18 protein-coding genes and 1 pseudogene are annotated in these 20803 nt (G+C 72.5%); 7 read left to right on the top strand and 12 right to left on the bottom strand.

Annotation, left to right across the window (positions count from 1 at the left end; genetic code table 11):
* Positions 1-14: 14 nt before the first annotated feature.
* The 5 genes from paaE to paaA all read right to left on the bottom strand — a co-directional run bounded on the left by paaE (position 15) and on the right by paaA (position 3946).
* Positions 15-1241 (bottom strand): 1,2-phenylacetyl-CoA epoxidase subunit PaaE, encoded by a 1227-nt coding sequence (gene paaE / locus FYC51_RS10000; RefSeq protein WP_148733398.1) that lies wholly within the window; start codon positions 1239-1241, stop codon positions 15-17.
* Positions 1241-1723 (bottom strand): 1,2-phenylacetyl-CoA epoxidase subunit PaaD, encoded by a 483-nt coding sequence (paaD, locus tag FYC51_RS09995; protein WP_148734240.1) that lies wholly within the window; start codon positions 1721-1723, stop codon positions 1241-1243. Before paaD ends, paaE begins: the two co-directional genes overlap by 1 nt.
* Positions 1724-1806: 83 nt before the next feature.
* Complete coding sequence (gene paaC, locus FYC51_RS09990) at positions 1807-2661, bottom strand: 1,2-phenylacetyl-CoA epoxidase subunit PaaC (RefSeq protein ID WP_148733397.1); 855 nt, start codon at positions 2659-2661, stop codon at positions 1807-1809.
* Entirely contained in the window at positions 2658-2963 is a 306-nt protein-coding gene (gene paaB / locus FYC51_RS09985; RefSeq protein ID WP_136707718.1) for a 1,2-phenylacetyl-CoA epoxidase subunit PaaB, read from the bottom strand. Before paaB ends, paaC begins: the two co-directional genes overlap by 4 nt.
* Positions 2963-3946 carry a 1,2-phenylacetyl-CoA epoxidase subunit PaaA gene (gene paaA, locus FYC51_RS09980; RefSeq protein WP_148733396.1) on the bottom strand — a complete coding sequence of 328 codons (984 nt, stop codon included), beginning with the start codon at positions 3944-3946 and terminating at the stop codon, positions 2963-2965. Before paaA ends, paaB begins: the two co-directional genes overlap by 1 nt.
* A 136-nt stretch (positions 3947-4082) precedes the next feature.
* Here paaA and paaI point away from each other — a divergent pair, with 136 nt between their 5' ends.
* From paaI to FYC51_RS09965, 3 genes are all read left to right on the top strand, one after another.
* Entirely contained in the window at positions 4083-4517 is a 435-nt protein-coding gene (gene paaI, locus FYC51_RS09975) for a hydroxyphenylacetyl-CoA thioesterase PaaI (RefSeq protein ID WP_148733395.1), read from the top strand.
* 16 nt (positions 4518-4533) lie between these two features.
* Positions 4534-5865, top strand: coding sequence for a phenylacetate--CoA ligase PaaK (gene paaK, locus FYC51_RS09970; RefSeq protein ID WP_420797232.1), 1332 nt, complete (start codon positions 4534-4536; stop codon positions 5863-5865).
* Between the two features lie 141 nt (positions 5866-6006).
* Complete coding sequence (locus FYC51_RS09965) at positions 6007-6657, top strand: TetR/AcrR family transcriptional regulator (protein WP_148733394.1); 651 nt, start codon at positions 6007-6009, stop codon at positions 6655-6657.
* A 45-nt stretch (positions 6658-6702) separates the two neighbouring features.
* Here the strand turns inward: FYC51_RS09965 and FYC51_RS09960 are convergent, their stop codons facing one another.
* Positions 6703-6897 carry a hypothetical protein gene (locus tag FYC51_RS09960; RefSeq protein ID WP_148733393.1) on the bottom strand — a complete coding sequence of 65 codons (195 nt, stop codon included), beginning with the start codon at positions 6895-6897 and terminating at the stop codon, positions 6703-6705.
* A gap of 111 nt (positions 6898-7008) precedes the next feature.
* Between FYC51_RS09960 and FYC51_RS09955 the strand changes: the two genes are divergently transcribed.
* Together FYC51_RS09955 and FYC51_RS09950 are read left to right on the top strand one after the other, a co-directional pair.
* Entirely contained in the window at positions 7009-8079 is a 1071-nt protein-coding gene (locus FYC51_RS09955) for an LLM class flavin-dependent oxidoreductase (protein WP_148733392.1), read from the top strand.
* Between the two features lie 130 nt (positions 8080-8209).
* Positions 8210-9976 (top strand): annotated as a pseudogene (locus tag FYC51_RS09950) (RecQ family ATP-dependent DNA helicase); the annotation flags it as partial.
* An 81-nt stretch (positions 9977-10057) separates the two neighbouring features.
* Here FYC51_RS09950 and paaZ read toward each other — a convergent pair.
* The 6 genes from paaZ to FYC51_RS09920 form a co-directional block, all read right to left on the bottom strand.
* Positions 10058-12151, bottom strand: coding sequence for a phenylacetic acid degradation bifunctional protein PaaZ (gene paaZ, locus FYC51_RS09945; RefSeq protein WP_420797231.1), 2094 nt, complete (start codon positions 12149-12151; stop codon positions 10058-10060).
* A 112-nt stretch (positions 12152-12263) separates the two neighbouring features.
* Positions 12264-13238: a 3-hydroxyacyl-CoA dehydrogenase family protein gene (locus FYC51_RS09940; RefSeq protein ID WP_274379486.1), complete on the bottom strand. Its 975-nt coding sequence runs from the start codon at positions 13236-13238 to the stop codon at positions 12264-12266.
* On the bottom strand, positions 13235-14005 hold the full coding sequence (locus FYC51_RS09935) for an enoyl-CoA hydratase/isomerase family protein (RefSeq protein WP_148733391.1): 771 nt from the start codon (positions 14003-14005) through the stop codon (positions 13235-13237). Before FYC51_RS09935 ends, FYC51_RS09940 begins: the two co-directional genes overlap by 4 nt.
* Positions 14005-15201 (bottom strand): acetyl-CoA C-acyltransferase, encoded by a 1197-nt coding sequence (locus FYC51_RS09930; RefSeq protein ID WP_148733390.1) that lies wholly within the window; start codon positions 15199-15201, stop codon positions 14005-14007. The genes FYC51_RS09935 and FYC51_RS09930 overlap by 1 nt, the downstream gene beginning before the upstream one ends.
* Before the next feature lie 216 nt (positions 15202-15417).
* Entirely contained in the window at positions 15418-16125 is a 708-nt protein-coding gene (locus tag FYC51_RS09925) for a collagen-like protein (RefSeq protein ID WP_148733389.1), read from the bottom strand.
* A gap of 148 nt (positions 16126-16273) precedes the next feature.
* Complete coding sequence (locus FYC51_RS09920) at positions 16274-18334, bottom strand: DEAD/DEAH box helicase (RefSeq protein WP_148733388.1); 2061 nt, start codon at positions 18332-18334, stop codon at positions 16274-16276.
* A gap of 322 nt (positions 18335-18656) precedes the next feature.
* Between FYC51_RS09920 and FYC51_RS09915 the strand changes: the two genes are divergently transcribed.
* The gene (locus tag FYC51_RS09915) at positions 18657-19670 is read left to right on the top strand and encodes an alpha/beta hydrolase (RefSeq protein WP_187432570.1); all 1014 of its coding nucleotides are present in this window, start codon (positions 18657-18659) and stop codon (positions 19668-19670) included.
* A 92-nt stretch (positions 19671-19762) separates the two neighbouring features.
* Positions 19763-20791, top strand: a complete 1029-nt coding sequence (locus tag FYC51_RS09910; RefSeq protein ID WP_148733386.1) for a YihY/virulence factor BrkB family protein — start codon at positions 19763-19765, stop codon at positions 20789-20791.
* Positions 20792-20803 lie beyond the last annotated feature (12 nt).

Raw genomic sequence — 20803 nt, 5'->3', positions numbered from 1 at the left:
GCAGGGTACCGGGGTCAGACGTCGTAGTCGACGACGACGCGGTCGGACTTCGGGTGCGACTGGCACGTGAGCACGTAGCCGCGCTCCAGTTCGTCGGGCTCCAGCGCGTAGTTCTCGGTCATGTTCACGCTGCCCTCGACGAGGCGAGCCCGGCACGTGCCGCACACGCCGCCCGCGCACGCGAACGGCACGTCGGGACGCACGCGCAGCGCCGCGTTGAGGATCGACTCGTTCGCCGACACGGGGCTCTCGACCGTCGAGGACTGCCCGTCGAGCGTGAACTCGATCGCGACGGTCTCCTCGCCCTGCTTCACGTCGACGGGCCGCCCGTGCCGCGGCTCGACGCGGTCGGCGTCGGTCGTGAACAGCTCGTAGCGCACGTGGTCGGCCGGCACGCCGTTCGCCGCGAGGGTGTCGCGGGCGAGCTGCACGAGCTCGAACGGCCCGCAGAGGAACCACTCGTCGACCGTCTCGGGCCGGATGAGCACGTCGAGCATGGTGCCGAGCTTCTCCGCGTCGATGCGGCCCGACAGGAGCGGCGCGGTGCGCTGCTCGCGCGAGAGCACGTGGTGCACGGCGAGTCGCGACGGGTAGCGGTCCTTCAGCTCGGCGAGCTCCTCGAGGAACATCACGTCGAGCGTCGAACGGTTCGTGTAGACGAGTTCGAACTCCGCCGTCGCCGAGCGCGAGAGCACGGTGTGCGCGAGCGCCATGAGCGGCGTGATGCCGCTGCCGGCGGCGATGCCGACGATGTGCTTGCCGTCGAGGGCGTCGAGCGTCGAGGTGAACGTGCCCTGCGGGCTCATCACGTCGAGCGTGTCGCCCGCCTGCAGCTCGGAGTTCGCCCACGACGAGAAGATGCCGCCGAGGTCGCGCTTGATGGCGACCGAGATGCTGCCGCGCTCGGGCGGCCGGCAGATCGAGTAGCTCCGGCGGCGCTCGTGCCCGTCGAGCTCCTTGCGGAGCGCGACGTACTGGCCGGGCAGGTAGGTGTAGTCGTCGGCGAGCTCCTCGGGCACCGTGAAGGTCACCTCGACGGCGTCGGCCGTGAGCGGACGCACCTCCGCGACCGCGAGCTCGTGGAACCGCGCCCGGTGTCGCTTCACGACGTGTTCGCCGCCGACCGTCGAGGCGAGGAACGCCTCGGCGACGGAGGCGTCAGCAGGCTGCGCGGCGCTCGGGGCGGGGGCGGTCGACGTGCCGAATCCCAGGCCCGTCGACCCCAGGTTGCGCGCGGCCATCAGAGCACCTTGAAGTAGTCGAAGGGCTCGAGGCAGTCGCGGCACTCGTAGAGCGCCTTGCACGACGTCGAGCCGAAGCGGGCGAGCTCGCGGGTGTTCAGCGAGTCGCAGCGCGGGCACTTCACCGCGAGCTGCAGGCGCACGGGGCCCTGCTTCGCAGCGGCCCGGCCGGTGGGCGCCTGGATGCCGTAGCGGCGCAGCTTCTCCTTGCCGGCGTCGCTCATCCAGTCGGTCGTCCACGCGGGGGCGAGCACGAGGTCGACCCGCACGTCGTCGTAGCCGGCGTGGGTGAGCGCCACGAGCACGTCGTCGCGCATGGCGTCGAGCGCGGGGCATCCGCTGTACGTGGGGGTCAGCTGCACGCGCACGGCGCCGCCGCCGTCGACCTCGACCGAGCGCAGCACGCCGAGGTCCTCGATCGTGAGCACCGGGATCTCGGGGTCGGTCACGGTGGCGGCGACCTCCCAGGCGCGTCGGGCCATCGGGTCGCTCGGCAGCGGCCGGGCGACGGACTGCGTCTCGATACGCGTCGCCTGCGGCGTCGCTACTCGACGAACGACCGCGCTCACCACGACGCCCCCGGGTGCTGGCGGGCGAGCACCTGCATCTCCGCGAGCAGCGGACCGAGGTGCTCGGTGTGGCTGCCGGAGCGTCCGCGGCCGGCGGCGATGAACGCCGTCCGCCCGGTGGGCGGCTCGAACTCGGCCTCGGCGAGCACCGCGGCGACGACCTCGTCGAACCGGTCGCGCAGCGTCGACGGCAGCACAGCGACGCCCGCGTCGGCGAGGCGCTCGGTGAGCTCGTCGTCCTCGAAGAGCTCGTCGAGGTAGGGCCAGGTGTCGGCGATCGCCACGATCATGCGGCGACGCGACTCGTCGGTGCCGTGCGCGAGGCGGAGCGTCCACTGCACGGCGTGGTCGCGGTGGTAGTCGACCTCCTTGGCCGCCTTCGCCGCGATGGCCGCGAGGGTCGGATCGGTCGACGCCGAGAGCTCGCCGTAGAGCTCGAGCAGGTAGGTCGACACCACGAGCTGGCGGGCGATCGTGTGCGCGAAGTCGCCGTTCGGCTGCTCGAAGATCCACGCGTTGCGCCACTCGGGCTCGTCCCGCCAGTAGGCGAGGTCGTCCTCGCTGCGGCCGGTGGCGCTGCCCGCGTAGTGCAGCAGCGACCGGGCGTGGCCGATGAGGTCGAGGCCGATGTTGCCGAGCGCCACATCCTCCTCGAGCTCGGGCGCGCGGGTGATCCACATGCCGAGCTGCTGCGCGAGCACCAGGGCGTCGTCGCCGAGCCGCATCGCGTACTCCGCGGCATCCGCCGACGCGACCGCGCCGTGGCCCTCGGCGCCGGCACCCGCGAGCTCCTCGACGAGCTCGACCTGGTCGACCGAGACGTCGCCGTGCGCGTCGTGCTGGTCGCTCACAGGTGCTTCACCCCCTCGGACTTCGTGTAGTACACCGCGTGGCGGTAGTTCTTGCCGGCCGGGCTCTCGAAGAACGCGCCCTTCGCGTCGGGGTCGCTCGTGGTGATCGCGTCGGCGGGCACCACCCAGATCGAGACGCCCTCGTTGCGCCGCGTGTAGAGGTCGCGCGCGTTGCGCACGGCCATGTCGGCGTCGGGCGCGTGCAGCGACCCGACGTGCACGTGGCTGAGGCCGCGGTTGGCCCGCACGAAGACCTCCCAGAGGGGCCAGGCCTCGGTGCCCGTCTCGCCCGGAGTGCTCATCACGCCACCGCCTTCTCGCGCTCGGCCTGCTTGCGGGCGTACTCGGCGGCCGCCTCGCGCACCCAGGCGCCGTCGTCATGGGCCTCGCGCCGGCGGCGCAGGCGCTCGGCGTTCGCCGGACCGCGACCGGCGAGCACCTCGTTGAACTCGGTCCAGTCGATCTCGCTCATGTCGTAGGCCTGGCGCTCCTCGTTCCACGCCAGGTTCGGGTCGGGCAGCGTGACGCCGAGCACCTCGGCCTGCGGCACGAGCATGCCGACGAAGCGCTGGCGCAGCTCGTCGTTCGAGAACCGCTTGATGTTCCACGCCATCGACTGCGCCGAGTTCGGCGACTGGTCGTCGGGTGGGCCGAACATCATGAGGCTCGGCCAGTACCAGCGGTTCACGGCGTCCTGCGCCATCTCGCGCTGCGCCTCGGAGCCCTGCATGAGCTCGAGCAGGATCTCGAAGCCCTGCCGCTGGTGGAACGACTCCTCCTTGCAGATGCGCACCATCGCCCGGCCGTAGGGCCCGTAGGACGCGCGGCACAGCGGCACCTGGTTGCAGATCGCGGCGCCGTCGACGAGCCACCCGATGGCGCCCATGTCGGCCCAGGTCGGTGTCGTGTAGTTGAAGATCGAGGAGTAGCGCGCCTTGCCGTCGATGAGCTGCTGCATCATCTCCTCGCGCCCGATGCCGAGCGTCTGCGCGGCCGAGTAGAGGTAGAGCCCGTGGCCGGCTTCGTCCTGCACCTTGGCCATGAGGATCGCCTTGCGCTTCAGGCTCGGCGCGCGCGTGATCCAGTTCGACTCGGGCTGCATGCCGATGATCTCGGAGTGCGCGTGCTGGCTGATCTGCCGGATGAGCGTCTTGCGGTACGCCTCGGGCATCCAGTCGCGCGGCTCGATGCGCGAGTCCTTGGCGATGAGGTCGTCGAACAGCGCCTGGGCGGCCTCGTCGTGCTCCTCACGACTGGCGACGCTGAGGTCTGCGGGTGCGGTCATCGTCGACTCCTGTGCTTGGCGGAATCCGGGCCGGGCGGTACGCCGAGGCATCCGGTATTACTAACCGATCGTTCAGTTAGTATATAGTCATCTTCAGCGCCGCAGCAACGGCGCGCAACTCGACGAGGAGCAGCGCATGACGGATGCCACGACCGACGCCATGACGGATGCTGCGAGCCGGGCGAATCGCGCCATGATGGACCGCGACCTCGCGTCCGCCGCCCTCGGCATGGTCGTCGAGCGCGACGACCCCGGTCACGCGGTCGTGTCCATGCGCGTGCGCGAGGACATGACGAACGGCTTCCACATCACCCACGGGGGCCTCGTCTTCACCCTGGCCGACACGGCCTTCGCCATCGCCTGCAACGAGGACGACACCGTCACCGTCGCGGCGGGCGCCGACATCACGTTCCTGAAGTCCACTCGCGCGGGGCAGACCCTCACCGCGACGGCCGTCCGCCGCACCCGGTCGGGCCGCACCGGACTCTACGACGTCACGGTCGTCGACGAGCACGGCGACGCGGTCGCCGAGTTCCGCGGCCGATCCATCTCCACGAACCGAACGATCTGAACCCTCGGAGCACCACGTGTCGACGACGACCATCTCCCCCACCGTCTCGGGCCTCGAGCCCGTGCCCGCCGCCGAGCTCGACCCCGAGGAGCGGATGTCCCGCGCCGAGATCGAGGCGCTCCAGCTCGAGCGGCTGCAGCAGACCGTGCGGCACGCCTACGAGCACGTGCCGCTCTACACGCGCAAGTTCGACGAGGCCGGCGTGCACCCCGACGACATCCGTTCGCTGGCGGATGTCGCGAAGCTGCCGTTCACGACGAAGGCCGACCTGCGCGAGACCTACCCCTTCGGCATGTTCGCCGTGCCCATGGAGCGGGTCGCGCGGATCCACGCGTCGAGCGGCACCACCGGTCGGCCGACCGTGGTCGGCTACACCGCCGGCGACCTCGACCGCTGGGCGACGCTCGTTGCCCGATCGCTGCGGGCCAGCGGCATCCGACCCGGCATGAAGGTGCACAACGCCTACGGCTACGGCCTCTTCACGGGCGGCCTCGGCGCCCACGCGGGCATCGAGAGGCTCGGCGCGACGGTCATCCCGATGTCGGGCGGCCAGACCGCGCGCCAGGTGCAGCTCATCCAGGACTTCGAGCCCGACGCGATCCTCTGCACGCCGAGCTACCTGCTCACGATCGCCGACGCGATGGTCGAGCAGGGCATCGACCCGCGCTCGACCTCGCTGAAGGTCGCCGTGCTCGGCGCCGAGCCGTGGACGAACGAGATGCGCCACGAGCTCGAGCAGCGCCTCGGTCTCGACGCGCTCGACATCTACGGCCTCAGCGAGGTCATGGGCCCGGGCGTCGGCAACGAGTGCCTCGAGACGAAGGACGGCCCCCACCTCTGGGAGGACCACTTCCTGCCCGAGGTCATCGACGGCGACACCGGCGCGGTCCTGCCCGACGGCGAGCTCGGCGAGCTCGTGTTCACGTCGCTCACCAAGGAGGCGTTCCCGGTCATCCGGTACCGCACGCGCGACCTCACGCGCCTCCTGCCCGGCACCGCCCGCCCGGGCATGCGGCGGATGGAGAAGATCACGGGCCGCAACGACGACATGATCATCCTGCGCGGCGTGAACCTGTTCCCCACGCAGATCGAGGAGCTCGTGCTCGGCATCGAGCAGCTCACGCCGCATTTCGTGCTCGAGCTCTCGAAGGAGGGCCGCATGGACGCGCTGAAGGTGCGCATCGAGCGGCATCCCGACCTCTCGGTCGAGACGTGCGAGGCCGCCGCGGTCGTGCTCGCGCAGCGCATCAAGGTGCACGTCGGCTCGACCGTCGCCGTGCAGCTCGAGGAGCCCGGCGCGCTGCCGCGCAGCGAGGGCAAGTACAAGCGGGTCTACGACCTGCGCTGATCGCGACGGCGCGCCGGGCGGCCGGCACGCGGCATCCGTGTCTGCGCCACTTCGACGCCAACCGCGCCACTTCGACTGGCGCAGACGGCACGGAAGTGGCGCAACCGCCGACCGCACGACCGAGATGGGAGACTGGGGCGGATGTCAGAGAACGGAAGCCTCCGACGGGGACGCCCCGGCTACGACCAGCAGGGCATCCTCGACGTCGCCGTCGCCGCGTTCAACCAGTACGGCTACGACGCGACATCGATGGGCGTGCTCGCCGACCGGCTCGGCCTGTCGAAGTCCGCGATCTACCACCACTTCGCATCGAAGGACGAGATCCTCGACCGCGCCCTCGACACGGCGCTCGGCGCCCTCGAGGGCGTGCTCGAGGAGTCGGCGCACCCTGACCTCGTCGAGGGGGCCGCGCCCCGGCGTGCCGCCGACCGGCTCGACCACGTGCTGCGGGGCGCCGTGCACGTGCTCGTCGAGAAGCTGCCCTACGTGACGCTGCTGCTGCGCGTGCGCGGCAACACCGACGTGGAGCGCCGGGCGCTCGCCCGCCGGCGCGCCTTCGACAAGCAGGTCACGGCGCTCGTGTCCGAGGCGCAGGCCGAAGGATCGCTGCGCAGCGACATCGACGTGCGCGTCGTCGAGCGGCTGCTCTTCGGCATGATCAACTCGATCGTCGAGTGGTACCGCCCGGGCGGCGCCGAGGACGCCGACCGCCTCGCCGACGACGTCATCGCGATCGCGCTCGACGGGCTGCGCATGCCGACGTCGAACCGGGTGGAGGAGCTGCTCGGCTGAGTGCCTCCGCGGGTCGAGGAGCCGCGCAGCGGCGTCACGGACCCCCTACGCCGGGCAGGGCGCGTTCGTCGCGACGCGGGCGCGCGGCATCCGCTCGCGTCGACGTCGCGTGCGTGCCGGCGCGTCGCCCGACGTCTCGGCGAGTCGTTCGGCGACGACCCGGCGACGCTCGAGCTCCATGGCGAGCTGCGCCTCGCGGGCCTCGGCGAGGTGCGGGAAGGTCAGTTCCGAGATCAACATGTCCACTCCGGTTCCGTGGTTCGTTGACCCTAGACTCGGGTCTGAGGTGGCCGCCCGGCATCCGGCAGATGCCCTATTCTCCGCGGCCGAGACGCAGAGGGGAATGAGCGGATGCCGCAGGATGCTGTACCCGTCGTGAAGCAGCGCATCGGATTCCTCTCGTTCGGCCACTGGCACCCCTCGCCGCAGTCGTCGACCCGCTCGGGGCGCGACGCGCTCGTGCAGTCGATCGAGCTCGCGGTCGCGGCCGAGGAGCTCGGCATCGACGGCGCGTTCTTCCGGGTGCACCACTTCGCGCGGCAGCTCGCGAGCCCGTTCCCGCTGCTCGCCGCGATCGGCGCCCGCACGAGCCGCATCGAGATCGGCACGGGCGTCATCGACATGCGCTACGAGAACCCGCTGTACATGGCCGAGGATGCCGCGGCCGCCGACCTCATCAGCGCCCACGCCGGCGGCGAGGGCCGGCTGCAGCTGGGCGTGAGCCGAGGCTCACCCGAGCCCGCGCAGAACGGATCGCACGCGTTCGGGTTCGTGCCGCCAGAGGGCGAGACCGACGCCGACCTCGCGCGCCAGAAGACCGAGGTGTTCCGGGCCGCGATCACCGGAGCGGGCGTCGTGGCCGGCAACCCGCAGATGACGGGCTCCACGGCCGCGCTGCCGATCCAGCCGCAGTCGCCCGGCCTCGCCGACCGCATCTGGTGGGGCAGCGGCACCCGCGCCACGGCCGAGTGGACCGCCGAGCAGGGCATGAACCTCATGAGCTCGACGCTGCTGACCGAGGACACCGGCGTGCCGTTCGACGAGCTGCAATACGAGCAGATCCAGCTCTACCGCGACGCGTGGGAGGCCGCCGGCTGGGAGCGCACGCCGCGCGTCTCGGTGTCGCGCAGCGTCATCCCGCTCGTGACCGACGAGGACCGCGAGTACTTCGGCCCGCGGGTCGGCAGCGACACCAAGGACCAGGTCGGCTTCCTCGACGGCGGGCTCGCGCGCTTCGGCAAGAGCTACATCGGCGAGCCCGACGAGATCGCCGAGGAGCTCGCGAACGACAAGGCCGTCGCGGCCGCCGACACGCTGCTCGTCACCGTGCCGAACCAGCTCGGCGTCGACTACAACGCGCGCCTGCTCGCGTCGATCGCCGAGCACGTCGGCCCGGCCATCGGCTGGACGCCCAACCGCTGAGTCCCGCGCCGACGCGGCGGAATCCCGTCGGCGCGCCGGAATCCCGGTCGGAGGGGATTCCTGCACGCGAACGGGATTCCAGGGCGGTGGCGCGAACGCGGATGTCGGCCGCATCGGCGAGAGTGGACGCATGAGCCCCCTCGTCGCGACCGATGCGACGCGCGCCGACGCCCTCGCCGCACTCCGCGACCTCGTGGGCCGGCCCGACGCGGAGTTCCACGACGGGCAGTTCGAGGCGATCGAGGCGCTCGTCGATGGGCGACGGCGCGCGCTCGTGGTGCAGCGCACCGGATGGGGCAAGTCGGCGGTCTACTTCGTGGCCACCGCGCTGCTGCGCCGCAGGGGCGGCGGCCCGACCGTGCTCGTCTCGCCGCTGCTCGCCCTCATGCGCGACCAGATCGCCGCGGCCGAGCGTGCGGGCGTGCGAGCGGTCGCGATCAACTCGACGAACCCCCACGAGTGGAGCGACGTGCTGCGCCGGCTCGACGCCGACGAGGTCGACGTGCTGCTGGTCTCGCCCGAGCGGCTCAACAACCCCTCCTTCCGCGAGGAGCAGCTGCCCGCGCTCGTGCGACGCATCGGCCTGCTCGTCGTCGACGAGGCGCACTGCATCAGCGACTGGGGCCACGACTTCCGGCCCGACTACCGGCGGCTCCGCGACCTCATCGCCCGCATCCCGGCCGACGTCCCGGTGCTCGCGACCACGGCGACGGCCAACAGCCGGGTGGTGGCGGACGTCGCGGAGCAGCTCGGCGGGAGCGAGGTGCTCACGATCCGCGGCCCGCTGGCCCGCTCGTCGCTGCGCCTCGGCGTCCTGCGACTCCCCGACTCCACGACCCGCCTCGCCTGGCTGCTGAGCCACCTCGACGATCTCCCCGGCTCGGGCATCATCTACACGCTCACCGTGTCGGCGGCGAACGACACGGCGCGCCTCCTGCGCGAGCGGGGGCACGACGTGCGGGCGTACACGGGCCAGACCGATCCCGACGAGCGCGAGGAGTCCGAGGCCCTGCTCAAGCGCAACGAGGTGAAGGCCCTCATCGCCACGAGCGCGCTCGGCATGGGATTCGACAAGCCCGACCTCGGCTTCGTGGTGCACCTCGGGGCGCCGTCGTCGCCCGTCGCCTACTACCAGCAGGTCGGGCGAGCCGGCCGTGCGACCGAGCGCGCCGACGTGCTCCTGCTCCCCGGCAACGAGGATCCGGCGATCTGGCACTACTTCGCGACCGCGTCGATGCCCGACGAGGAGCGCGCCCGTCGCGTGATCGCCGAGCTGTCCGACGTCCCGCTGTCGACGCCGGCGCTCGAGGCGCGGGTCGACATTCGCCGCACGCCGCTCGAGCTGCTGCTCAAGGTGCTCGACGTCGACGGCGCGGTGCGCCGCGTGCAGGGCGGGTGGGTCGCGACCGGCGAGCCGTGGAGCTACGACGCCGAGCGCTACGGGCGCATCGCACAAGAACGCGAGGCGGAGCAGCGGCACATGGTCGAGTACGAGCAGACCGACGGATGCCGCATGGCGTTCCTGCAGCGCTCGCTCGACGACGAGACGGCGGTGCCCTGCGGCCGGTGCGACACCTGCGCCGGCGCCTGGTACCCGGGCGGCCTGGCCGACGGGGCGGCCGAGGCCGCCGCCGGCGCGCTCGACCGGGTGGGCGTGCCCATCGAGCCGCGGCGAGCGTGGCCGACGGGCGCCGACCGGCTCGGCGTCCCGGTGAAGGGCCGCATCCCCGCCGGCGAGCAGGCCGACGAGGGCCGCGCGCTCGCGCGGCTCACCGACCTCGGCTGGGGCGGCACCCTGCGCGAGCTGTTCGCGCCGAACACGCTCGACGCTCCGGTTCCGCCGCAGGTGCTGGCGGCCTGCGTGCGCGTGCTCGCCGACTGGGACTGGGCCGAGCGCTCAGGGAGCGGGGCGCGAGCGCGGTGCTCCCGTTCGTGCTCGCGCTGCGCGGCTGACGCGCTCCGCGGCCGATTCCCGGCGCTACGCCGGCTGCGGCGCCTGCTCCTTCGCGACGAGCGTGAGCACGTCGTAGGTCGCCACGATCTCGTCGTCCTGGTTCTTCAGCACCGCGTCCCAGCGCACCTCGCCGTATTCGTCGGTCTCCCGCGGCGAGATCTGCTTCGCCGTGAGCTCCACGCGGATCGAGTCGCCGGGCGACACGGGCGTGATGAACCGCAGGTTCTCGAGGCCGTAGTTCGCGAGCACCGGGCCGGGCGCGGCGTCGACGAACAGGCCGGCGGCCCACGACACGAGCAGGTACCCGTGCGCGACGCGACCCGGGAAGAACGGGTTCGCGGCCGCGGCCTCCTCGTCCATGTGCGCGTAGAACGTGTCGCCCGTGAACTCCGCGAACGTCTCGATGTCCTCGAGCGTCACCGTGCGCGACGCCGAGACGACCTGGTCGCCGATGCGCAGCTCCGCGAGCGACTTGCGGAACGGGTGCACGCCGCCCGGCTGCGACGCCGCGCCCTGGTGCCAGACGCCGGTGAGGGCGGTGAGCATCTCGGGCGAACCCTGCACGGCCGTGCGCTGCATGTGGTGCAGCACGGCACGGATGCCGCCGAGCTCCTCGCCGCCTCCGGCGCGACCCGGTCCGCCGTGCACGAGGTTCGGCAGCGGCGAGCCGTGGCCCGTCGAGCTGCGCGCGTCGTCGCGGTCGAGGAAGAGCACGCGGCCGTTGTACGCGGCGATGCCCGACGCGAGCGCGACGGCGACCGACGGGTCGTGCGTCGCGACGCTCGTCACGAGCGATCCGCCGCCGCGGGCCACGAGCCCGGACGCCTCGTCGAGCGAGCCGTAGCCGACGATCGACGCGACCGGCCCGAACGCCTCGACCTCGTGCAGCGCGGGGCTCGCGGCATCCGCGAACCGCAGCAGCATGGGCACGACGAAGGCGCCGTCGGATGCCGCGCCGGTGCTGCCGTCGGCGTGCATGACGCTCGGGGCATCCGTCGACCCGATGACGAGCTCGCCGCCCGCCTCCTCGAGCCGGCCGACCTGGCGGAGCACCTCGTCGCGCTGCGCGATCGACGCGAGCGGGCCCATGGTGACGCCCTCGGCGCGCGGGTCGCCGACGACCACGCGCTCGGCGATGCGGGCGCGCACGGCGTCGATGACCGCGTCGACGGATGCCTCGGGCACGAACGCACGGCGGATGGCGGTGCACTTCTGGCCCGCCTTCGTGGTCATCTCGACGACGAGCTGCTTCACGTACGCGTCGAACTCGGGCGTGCCGGACACCGCGTCGGTGCCGAGGATCGAAGCGTTGATCGAGTCGGTCTCGCTCGTGAACCGCACGCCGCCCGTCTGCACGGAGTCGTGCGCGCGCAGCCGCTCCGCGGTCGACGCCGACCCCGTGAACGCGACGAGGTCGCCGAGGCGGAGGTGGTCGAAGAGGTCGGGCACGCTGCCCGACACGAGCTGGAGCGAGCCCGCGGGCAGCAGGCCCGATTCCACGAGGATGCGGACCATCGCCTCGGCGAGGTAGCCCGTCGGCGTCGCGGGCTTCACGATCGTCGGGACACCCGCGAGGAACGCTGGGGCGAACTTCTCGAGCGAGCCCCAAACCGGGAAGTTGAACGCGTTGATCTGCACGGCCACGCCGGGGAGCCGAGTGTAGATATGCCGTCCGAGGAATGAGCCGTCCTTCGAGAGGTTCTCGACGTTCCCGTCGATGTAGACCTTGCTGTTCGGCATCTCGCGGCGGCCCTTGCCCGAGTACGTGAAGAGCACCCCGATGCCGCCGTCGATGTCGACCCAGGAGTCCTGCTTCGTCGCACCGGTGCGGCTCGACAGCTCGTACAGCTCGGCCTTGCGCTCGGTGAGCGCGAGCGCGAACTGCTTGAGCAGCACCGCCCGCTGGTGGAAGGTCAGCTCGCCGAGGCTCGCCTGGCCGACGGTGCGGGCGTACTCGAGCGCGCCCGCGAGGTCGAGCCCCTCGGTCGAGACGCGGGCGATCACGTCGCCCGTCGACGCGTCGCGCACCTCGGTCGCCGACGCCGCGGCCGCGGCATCGGGCGTCCACCACTCGCCCTGGACGTAGCTCGGCAGGATGTCGGTCATCGTCTCGGTCATTGCATTCCTCCCGGCGCGCAGAGCGCCACTTCGGCGCGCACTGCGCCATTACGACTGGTGCGGAGCCGCGCGAACTGGCGCAGCGGCGGGGTGAGCGCGACGGTGATGCGCGTCACGGCGCATCCCACAGGTAGAAGCCCTCGCCCGTCTTGCGGCCGAGCTTGCCCTCGGCCACCATGCGGCGCAGCAGCGCGGGCGGCGCGAATCGCTCGCCGAGCGTCGACGAGAGGTACTCGGCGATGCCGAGCCGCACGTCGAGGCCGACGATGTCGGTGAGCCGCAGCGGGCCCACCGGATGCCTGTACCCGAGCGTCATGGCCGCGTCGATGTCCTCGGCGCTGGCCACGCCGTCCTCGAGCATGCGGATCGCCTCGAGCCCGAGCGCGACGCCCAGCCGCGACGACGCGAAGCCCGGGGCGTCCGCGACGACGATGGGCGTCTTGCCGATGGCGTGCACCCACTCGCGCGCCTCGGCCACGAGCGTGCCCTGGGTGGCGTCGCCGCGCACGAGCTCGACGAGCGACGACGCGGGCACGGGGTTGAAGAAGTGCATGCCGAGGAACCGGTCGGGCCGGTCGAGCAGCGCGGCGAGCTGGTCGATCGAGATCGACGAGGTGTTCGACGCGAGCGCGGCCTCGGGCGGCAGGACCGCCTCGACGCGGGTGAGCGCGTCGATCTTCAGTTCCAGGTCTTCTGGCACGGCCTCGACCACGAGGCCTGCGCGGGCGAAGTCCGCGACGTCGGTGCTCGTGGCGAAGCGCGCGGCGATCGCCGCCTCGTCGTCGTCGGCGGTGCCTCGGGCCACGGATGCCGCGACGGATTCGAGCACGCGCGCCGACGCCGCGGAGGCGGCATCCGCGTCGCGCTCGACGACCGTCACGCGCGAGCCCGCCAGGAGGAACGCGTGCGCGATGCCCGCGCCCATGCGCCCGCCGCCGAGCACGCCGACGTCGGACGGGGCGCCGGTCGAGGTCGCTGATCGAGTAGCGCCGCGCGGAGCGCGACGCGTATCGAGATCCTCGTCGCCAGGTCTCGATACGCGTCCGGCTTCGCCGGGCGCTACTCGACCACCGGACATCTCGCTCATCGCTTCTGCCTCCGCTCGAGGAACTCGGTCATGCGCCGGAACTTCTCGGGGCTCTCGAAGAGCTCGGCCTGCTCCTCGAGGTCGACGGCGGGATGGTCCGCGCGCGGCGCGCGGAACACGCGCTTCGTGGCGATCGTCGCGGCCCGGTCGTTCGCGGCGATGCGGTCGGCGATCGCGTGCGCCGCGGGCAGGAGCTCGTCGACCGGGTGCAGCTCGGTCACGAGGCCGAGGTCGCGCGCCTCGTCGGCGCCGATCGCCCGCCCCGTGAGCAGCAGCTCGATCGCGCGCGCCTCGCCCACGATCTCCTTCAGGCGCCAGCTCGCGCCGGCCGCGGCGATGATGCCGAGCCCTGTCTCGGGGTTGCCGATGCGCAGGCGCGGCGTGGCGATGCGGATGTCGGCCGCGTACGCGAGCTCGGCCCCGCCGCCGAGCGCATAGCCGTCGAGGGCGGCGATGACCGGCATGGGCAGCTCGTGCACGCGCACGAACGCGTTCGCGTTGATGCCCCGCCGCGCGTCGTCGGCCCGGCGCTCGCGCAGCTCTCCGATGTCGGCGCCCGACGCGAACACGCCGCCGGCGCCCGTGAGGATCAGGATCCGCGGAATCGCCTCGAGCTCCGCGCACAGCAGGTGCAGCGCATCGATCGTGGCCTGGTCGATGGCGTTCCGCTTCTCGGGCCGGTTCAGCGTGGCGACTACGCGGTCGTCGAACCGCTCGACGCGCAGCGGCCCGCCCGCGGCATCCGACAGCGGGGGAACCTCGCCCATCACACGCGCTCCACGATGAGGGCGGTGCCCTGGCCGACGCCGACGCACATGGTCGCGAGGCCGTAACGCGAGCCCTCCCGCTCCATGCGGCCGAGCAGCGTCACGACGAGCCGAGAGCCCGACGAGCCGAGCGGATGCCCCAGGGCGATCGCGCCGCCGTCGGCGTTCACGCGTGCCTCGTCGAGGCCGAGCCGGCGCATGCACGCGATGGACTGCGTCGCGAACGCCTCGTTGAGCTCCACCGAGCCGATGTCGTCGAGGTCGATGCCCGAGCGCTCGAGCGCCTTCTCGGTCGCTGGCACCGGCCCGAGGCCCATGATCTCGGGCGCGAGCCCGGCGCTCGTGCCGACGACGACGCGGGCGCGCGGCGTGAGGCCGTAGCGCTCGACCGCCTCGCCGCTCGCGACGAGGATCGCGGATGCGCCGTCGTTGAGCGCGCTCGAGTTGCCCGCCGTCACGACCGAGCCGCCGTGCACCACGGGACGCAGCCCGGCGAGGACCTCCGGGGTCGTCTCGGGGCGCGGGCCCTCGTCGACGAGCACCTCGCCCTTGTGGGTCTGCACGCCGACGATCTCGGGCTCGAAGCGGCCGGCGGCGATCGCCGCGGCGGCGCGCTGCTGGGAACGCAGGGCGAAGGCGTCGGCGTCCTCGCGCGTGATGCCGTCGACGCGGGCGACCTCCTCGGCGGTCTCGGGCATCGCGTAGGTCGCCTTGTCGCGGGCGAGCAGCTGGGGGTTCGGGAAGCGCCAGCCGATCGACGTGTCGTAGGCCGCACCCGGCTTGGCCCACGGCCGGTCGGGCTTGGCCTGCACCCACGGCGCGCGGGTCATCGACTCGACGCCGCCCGCGATGATGAGGTCGGCGTCGCCGGCGCGGATCGCCTGGGAGGCCATCGTGATGGCCGACATGCCCGACGCGCACAGCCGGTTGACCGTGATCCCGGGCACCTCGTCGGGCAGTCCGGCGAGCAGCACCGACATGCGCCCGACGTTGCGGTTGTCCTCGCCGGCCTGGTTGGCCGCGCCGAGGATGACCTCGTCGATCGCGCCGAGCTCGCCGGCGCGGTCGAGGTCGGTGCGACGCACGAGCTCGCCGACGACGAGTGCGGCGAGGTCGTCGGGCCGTACGCTCGCGAGCGCACCGCCGTAGCGTCCGACCGGGGTGCGCACCCCGCCGACGAGGAAGGCCTCCGCCATGCTCACTCCTGACTGCATCGTCCGGGAACGCTCGCCCGCCCAGCGTATTCGCCGACGGGTCCTCCCGGTCGAGCGGCAGCTCGAGCTCGGAATTGGCAACCGACCGTTCAGTCAGTAATTATGCCCCAGGGTCGGGCGGGGCGCCACTCGGGGCGACACACGACGATGGCGTCGCACCGGCACTCGTTGCCACGCGACGCCATCGGTCGGGTTGCCTCAGCCCTCGGTGGGCGCCTCGGTCGGGGCGGGCAGCTGCGTCGGCGTCGGGCCGAACAGCGTCCACTCGCCGGCCGTGCACTCGTAGAACTGCACGGTGCTCGTGTCGATGAAGATGTCGCCGTCGGTCGTGCAGGTCTCGGGGTCGGGCACGCCGGTGCCGAGGAGCACCTGGGTGCCCGGCGTTCCGGCCTCGCCCTGCTCGCCCTGCGCACCCTGCTCGCCCTGGGCACCCTGCTCGCCCTGTGCGCCCTGCTCCCCCTGCGGACCCTGCGCACCCGTGAGGTTCTCGGCCGCGTTCTGGCGGATGTTGCCGACGAGGGTCCATTCGCCGTCCTGGAACAGGTACACATCGGAGTTCGAGATGTCGATGTAGACGTCGCCCTCGTAGCCCTTGCCCGCCTCGGGCACCCCGGTGCCGGCGCGCACGGCCGAGCCGGCGGGCAGGATCTCCTCGATGGCCTCCTCGTAGGCGGCCTCGTCGACCTCCGCGGCCGTCGGCGTCGGCGTGGGCGCGGCCTCGGTCGCATCGGCCGAGCGCGCGAGCCACGACCCGAGGAACGCCGCGACGAACGAGAGCACGACCACCGCGGCGCCGACCCAGAGGAGCATCGCGCGGCTCACCGTCGGTGAACCGCCGGGCGATGGCGACGCCCCCGGCGTCGGCGAGTCCGGCGATCCGGCCTGCGGGTTCTGGTCGTCGCTCATGTCGATGCCCTCCACACCTCGCGCCCTCGCCCACGCCCAGTCGTGCACGGCATCGCGCGTGCGCTCATGGTAGCCCTGCGCGTGACACGCGAGAAGGCCCGCGACCGGGCGGGTCGCGGGCCTGTTCGAGCCGGTCGGCGCGGGTCTCCTAGGAGACGACCTCCTGGGGCTCGCGCTCGGTCTCCACCGGCGCCGTCTCGATGGTGTCGAGGTCGGTGAGCAGTTCGTCGCCGAGGCGCACGTCCTCGAAGTCGACGTCGATCTCGGCGCGGCCGAGCAGCTCGGCCATGCGACGCTGGCGGTTGCGCGGGATGAGCGTGACGACGCGGCCCTCCTTGCCCGCGCGGCCGGTGCGTCCGGCGCGGTGCAGGTAGGTCTTGTACTCGTCGGGGGCGTCGGCCTGGATCACGAGGTCGATGTCGTCGACGTGGATGCCGCGTGCCGCGACATCCGTGGCCACCAGCACGTCGACCCGGCCGCTCGTGAGCTGCTGCAGGTTGCGCGTGCGGCGCGACTGGTTGAGGTCGCCGTGCAGCGCCACCGCGCGGATGCCGTAGTCCTCGAGGTGGTCGGTGAGGTCCTCGGCGAACGCGCGGGTGCGCGAGAAGACGAGGGTCTTGCCGTCGCGCTGGGCGAGCTGGGCCACGATGTCGCGCTTGTCGCGGTTGTCGATGACGAACACGCGGTGGTCGATCGTCGAGGACGCCTGGTCCTCGCCGGCCACCTCGTGCACCGCCGGGTCGACGAGGAACTCGTCGACGAGCGCGGCGACGCCGGTGTCGAGCGTCGCGGAGAACAGCAGCTTCTGCCCGCCTTCGGAGGTGCGGCGGATGATGCGCTGCACCGGCTCGAGGAAGCCGAGGTCGCACATGTGGTCGGCCTCGTCGAGCACGGTGACGACGACCTGGCTGAGGTCGAGGCGGCCCTGCTCCACGAGGTCCTCGATGCGGCCGGGCGTGCCGATCACGATGTCGACACCGCGCTGGAGCGCGCCCACCTGGCGGCCCTGCGGGACGCCGCCGTAGACCTGCGTGGTGTAGAGGCCGACGCTCTGCGCGATCGGCTGCACCGTGCGGTCGATCTGCAGCGCGAGCTCGCGCGTCGGCGCGAGGATCAGCGCGCGGGGGCTCCGGCCGATCTGCCGCTTGCCGCCCGACTTGCCCGACTCCGCCCAGAGTTGCATGAGGCGCTCGACCGTGGGCGCGCCGAACGCGATGGTCTTGCCGGAACCGGTGCGGCCGCGGCCGAGCACGTCGCGACCCTCGAGCACGACCGGGATCGTCGCCGCCTGGATCGGGAACGGCGACTCGGCGCCGAGCTCGGCGAGCGCGCGCACGACATTGCCGCCGAGCCCGAGGTCGGCGAAGGTCACGCCCTCGACCGCGTCGGCCTGGATGGCCTCGGCCTCGAGGCGCTCGAGCACGACGTCGTCCTGCGGCGTGAAGCGGGCCTCCGCCTCGCGGGACGGGGAGAAGCTCGACGCGCGACGCTCGGAGTCGCGGAAGCCGGGGCGGTCGAACTCGCGGCGGACGGGACGCTCGTCGCGGTCGAACTCGCGGCGGACGGGACGCTCGTCGCGGTCGAACCGGCGCGGCGCACGGTCGTCACGGTCGAAGCGACGCGGGGCACGATCGTCACGCTCGAAGCGACGCGGCGCACGATCGTCACGGTCGTAGGAGCGCGCGGGTCGCTCGTCGCGGTCGAACCGACGCGGGGCGCGGTCGTCCCGGTCGTACGGACGCGCGGGACGCTCGTCACGGTCGAACCGACGCGGGGCACGCTCACCGCGGTCGTACGAACGCGCGGGACGCTCGTCACGCTCGAACCGACGCGGCGCACGGTCGTCGCGGTCGAACCGGCGCGGCGCACGGTCATCGCGGTCGTACGAACGCGCCGGGCGGTCCTCCCGATAGTGCGCGCGCGGCGCACGCTCGTCGCGGCCGGGGCGCTCCTCACGCGCCGGACGTCCGTCGCGCACGGCGCGGTGCGGCGTGCGGCCCGTGGCGACGCGCTCCTCGCGCGACCAGCGCTCCTTGCGGGGGGCCTCCTCCTCGGGGCGGTAGCCGCGGTGGCCGGCGCTGCGCGATCCGGGCTTCTGCGTCGACGAGCCGTGACGCGCGGCGGGGCCGCCCTTGCGGCCGCCCTTCGCGTACGAGGGATCGAAGTTCCTGGCGGGTCGTCCGCCCGCGGGCTTCTTGTTCTTGGGCACGATCTTGCTTCCTGGGTTGTACTGAGTACATGGCAGCCGGCCGGGCGCAGGAGTGCGCTCGGCATGGCTGAGAACCCGGAACATCGTCGACCGGGGCCGTTCACATACGGTGACTTCCGAGGGCAAGCCGCCCTCGAATCCGGCCCTCAGGACTCACAAACCCATCCGCACCGTGGCGCGGTGTCCAGAACCGACTCGGCAACGATACCGGATCGCGGCTGGGAAAGCCCCGAGCAGGCCACGGATCCGGGCGTGGACCACGGCGTTTGCGATCGCCGGATCGTGGGTTAGCATCACTCCACCCCTGAACCCGGAGCCCGGTGTGACCTCGACCCGAATCACAGGCGGCTCCGGCATCCGCGCCAGGCGGATCGTCGCAGCCGCGCTGGCCGCCATCGCGGCGATCACCGGCGTGGTCGCGCTCTCCGGCTTCCACACGCAACTGCGCGAGATCGACCCGACTGGCCCCGACGCGGCGAGCGAGGTCGCGAGCGCGGAGATCATCGGCATCCGCACGTTCACCCCGCCCGCGGGCCTCGACGTCGAGGCCGACCTCGAGTACGGCACGCGGGAAGACGGCACGTTGCTGACGCTCGATGTCTGCCTGCCCGCCGCCGACGCGCTCGTGCAGCAGCGGCCGGCGGTCGTGTCGATCCACGGCGGCAGCTGGGCCCGCGGCGACAAGGCGAACGCCGACTGGCGCAACGTGTGCCTGTGGCTCGCGAGCGAGGGCTTCGTCGCGGCATCCGTCAACTACCGGCTCGTGCCCGACGCGCGGTTCCCGGCCGCGATCGACGACGTGGCGCTCGCGGTGGAGTGGCTGCGGCGCCCCGAGCAGGTCGAGCGCTTCGGCATCGACCCCGCGCGCATCGGCGCCTTCGGCGGGTCGGCCGGCGGCAACCTCGCCGCGCTCCTCGGCACCACGGGCGAGGGCCCGCTCGACGAGGGGTCGCGTGTCGCCGCCGTCGCCGAGCTGTCGGGCCCCGTCGGCCTGAGCGCGGCCGAGCTCGCCGCCGACGGCGCCTCGCCGTGGCTCGAGGGCATCGTCGGCGAGTACCTCGGCTGCGACCCGGGCGCCGGCCTCGACGCGTGCCCGCAGTCGGCGGATGCCTCGCCGACGAGTCGGGTCGACCCGAGCGACCCGCCGTTCTTCATCGGGCACGCCGAGCAGGAGGTCGTGCCGCTCGGGCAGTCGCAGCGCTTCATCGCCACGCTCGGCGCCGCGGGCGTGCCGGCGCAGCTGGTCGTGGTGCCGGGCGATGCGCACTCGATCGGCATCCTCGACGACGCGCTCCGGCCGCGCGTCGCCGCCTTCCTGCACGCCCACCTCGGCTGACCGGGCGAGGGCGGTCGCGCAACCCCTGCCGACCGCGGCATCCGCGGACATAGGCTCGGCACGAGCCCGTCCGTCCAGCCCGAGGAGGCGAGATGAGTTCCGGTGCCGACTCCCCCGTCGAACTGACGCGCGACGACTGGCAGACGATCTTCCGTCGCACGCTGCACGAGTTCCGCATCAGCCAGAGCTGGGACATCGCGGCGGCCCTGACCTACCACGCGGTGCTCTCGGTCTTCCCCGCCCTGCTCGGCGCCTTCGCGCTCATCGGCATCTTCGGCAGCGCGGAGTCGGTGGCGCGCACCGCCCTCGACGTGATCGGCGACCTCGCCGGCGACGAGGTCGCGACGGCGGTCGACGATCCGATCGAGCAGCTGCTCGACGCGTCGCACGCCGCGCTCGCGTTCGCGACCGGGCTCGTGCTCACCCTGTGGACGGTGTCGGGCTACCTGGGCACGTTCGGGCGCGGCATGAACCGCATCCTCGGCATCGACGAGGGACGCCCGTTCTGGAAGTCGCGGCCCATGTTCCTCGGCATCGCGGTCGTGATCGTCGTGCTCGGCTCGATCGTGGCGGTGCTCATGCTCGTGAGCGGCCCGGTCGCCGATGCGCTGGCGCGCTCGCTCCGCGTCGACGAAGGCCTCGTGATCTGGTGGGACTTCCTGAAGCTCCCCGTCGTGGCCGTCCTCGTCGCCGTCATCATCGCCCTGCTCTACTGGTCGACGCCGAACGTGAAGCGGCGCAACATCCGCTGGATGAGCGTCGGGGCGGGCGGTGCGCTGCTCACCTGGCTCGCCACGACGGCACTCTTCACGGCGTACGTGCTGGGCGTGCGCACCTACGAGCGCACCTACGGCGTGCTCGGGTTCGCCGTCGCGTTCCTGCTCTGGGTGTGGCTCTCGAACCTCGCGCTGCTGTTCGGCGCCGTGCTCGACACCGAGGTCGAGCGTGCCCGGCAGCTGCGCAACGGCATCGACGCCGAGGATCGGCTGCAGCTGCCGATCCGAGACGATCGCATGATCCAGAAGAATCGCGAGCAACGGAACGCCGACCGGCTCGCCTCAGCCGCGATGAAGCCCGACACCGCCGTCGACGGGATCGTGACGCCGTCCACGGAGCGCTGACGACCGCGCGCC

This window comes from Agromyces mariniharenae (assembly GCF_008122505.1).
GTDB classification, from domain to species: Bacteria; Actinomycetota; Actinomycetes; order Actinomycetales; family Microbacteriaceae; genus Agromyces; species Agromyces mariniharenae.
Note: the sequence above shows the minus strand (reverse complement) of the source record. Positions and strands in the feature narration are given on the sequence as shown.

Coding starts and splice junctions, on each gene's coding strand:
- paaA (WP_148733396.1), bottom strand. CDS start 3,946: ATGACCGCACCCGCAGACCTCAGCGTCGCCAGTCGTGAGGAGCACGAC.
- FYC51_RS09955 (WP_148733392.1), top strand. CDS start 7,009: ATGCCGCAGGATGCTGTACCCGTCGTGAAGCAGCGCATCGGATTCCTC.
- FYC51_RS09910 (WP_148733386.1), top strand. CDS start 19,763: ATGAGTTCCGGTGCCGACTCCCCCGTCGAACTGACGCGCGACGACTGG.
- paaI (WP_148733395.1), top strand. CDS start 4,083: ATGACGGATGCCACGACCGACGCCATGACGGATGCTGCGAGCCGGGCG.
- FYC51_RS09940 (WP_274379486.1), bottom strand. CDS start 13,238: ATGAGCGAGATGTCCGGTGGTCGAGTAGCGCCCGGCGAAGCCGGACGC.
- FYC51_RS09965 (WP_148733394.1), top strand. CDS start 6,007: ATGTCAGAGAACGGAAGCCTCCGACGGGGACGCCCCGGCTACGACCAG.
- FYC51_RS09930 (WP_148733390.1), bottom strand. CDS start 15,201: ATGGCGGAGGCCTTCCTCGTCGGCGGGGTGCGCACCCCGGTCGGACGC.
- paaD (WP_148734240.1), bottom strand. CDS start 1,723: ATGGCCCGACGCGCCTGGGAGGTCGCCGCCACCGTGACCGACCCCGAG.
- paaZ (WP_420797231.1), bottom strand. CDS start 12,151: ATGACCGAGACGATGACCGACATCCTGCCGAGCTACGTCCAGGGCGAG.
- paaB (WP_136707718.1), bottom strand. CDS start 2,963: ATGAGCACTCCGGGCGAGACGGGCACCGAGGCCTGGCCCCTCTGGGAG.
- FYC51_RS09935 (WP_148733391.1), bottom strand. CDS start 14,005: ATGGGCGAGGTTCCCCCGCTGTCGGATGCCGCGGGCGGGCCGCTGCGC.
- FYC51_RS09960 (WP_148733393.1), bottom strand. CDS start 6,897: ATGTTGATCTCGGAACTGACCTTCCCGCACCTCGCCGAGGCCCGCGAG.
- FYC51_RS09925 (WP_148733389.1), bottom strand. CDS start 16,125: ATGAGCGACGACCAGAACCCGCAGGCCGGATCGCCGGACTCGCCGACG.
- paaE (WP_148733398.1), bottom strand. CDS start 1,241: ATGGCCGCGCGCAACCTGGGGTCGACGGGCCTGGGATTCGGCACGTCG.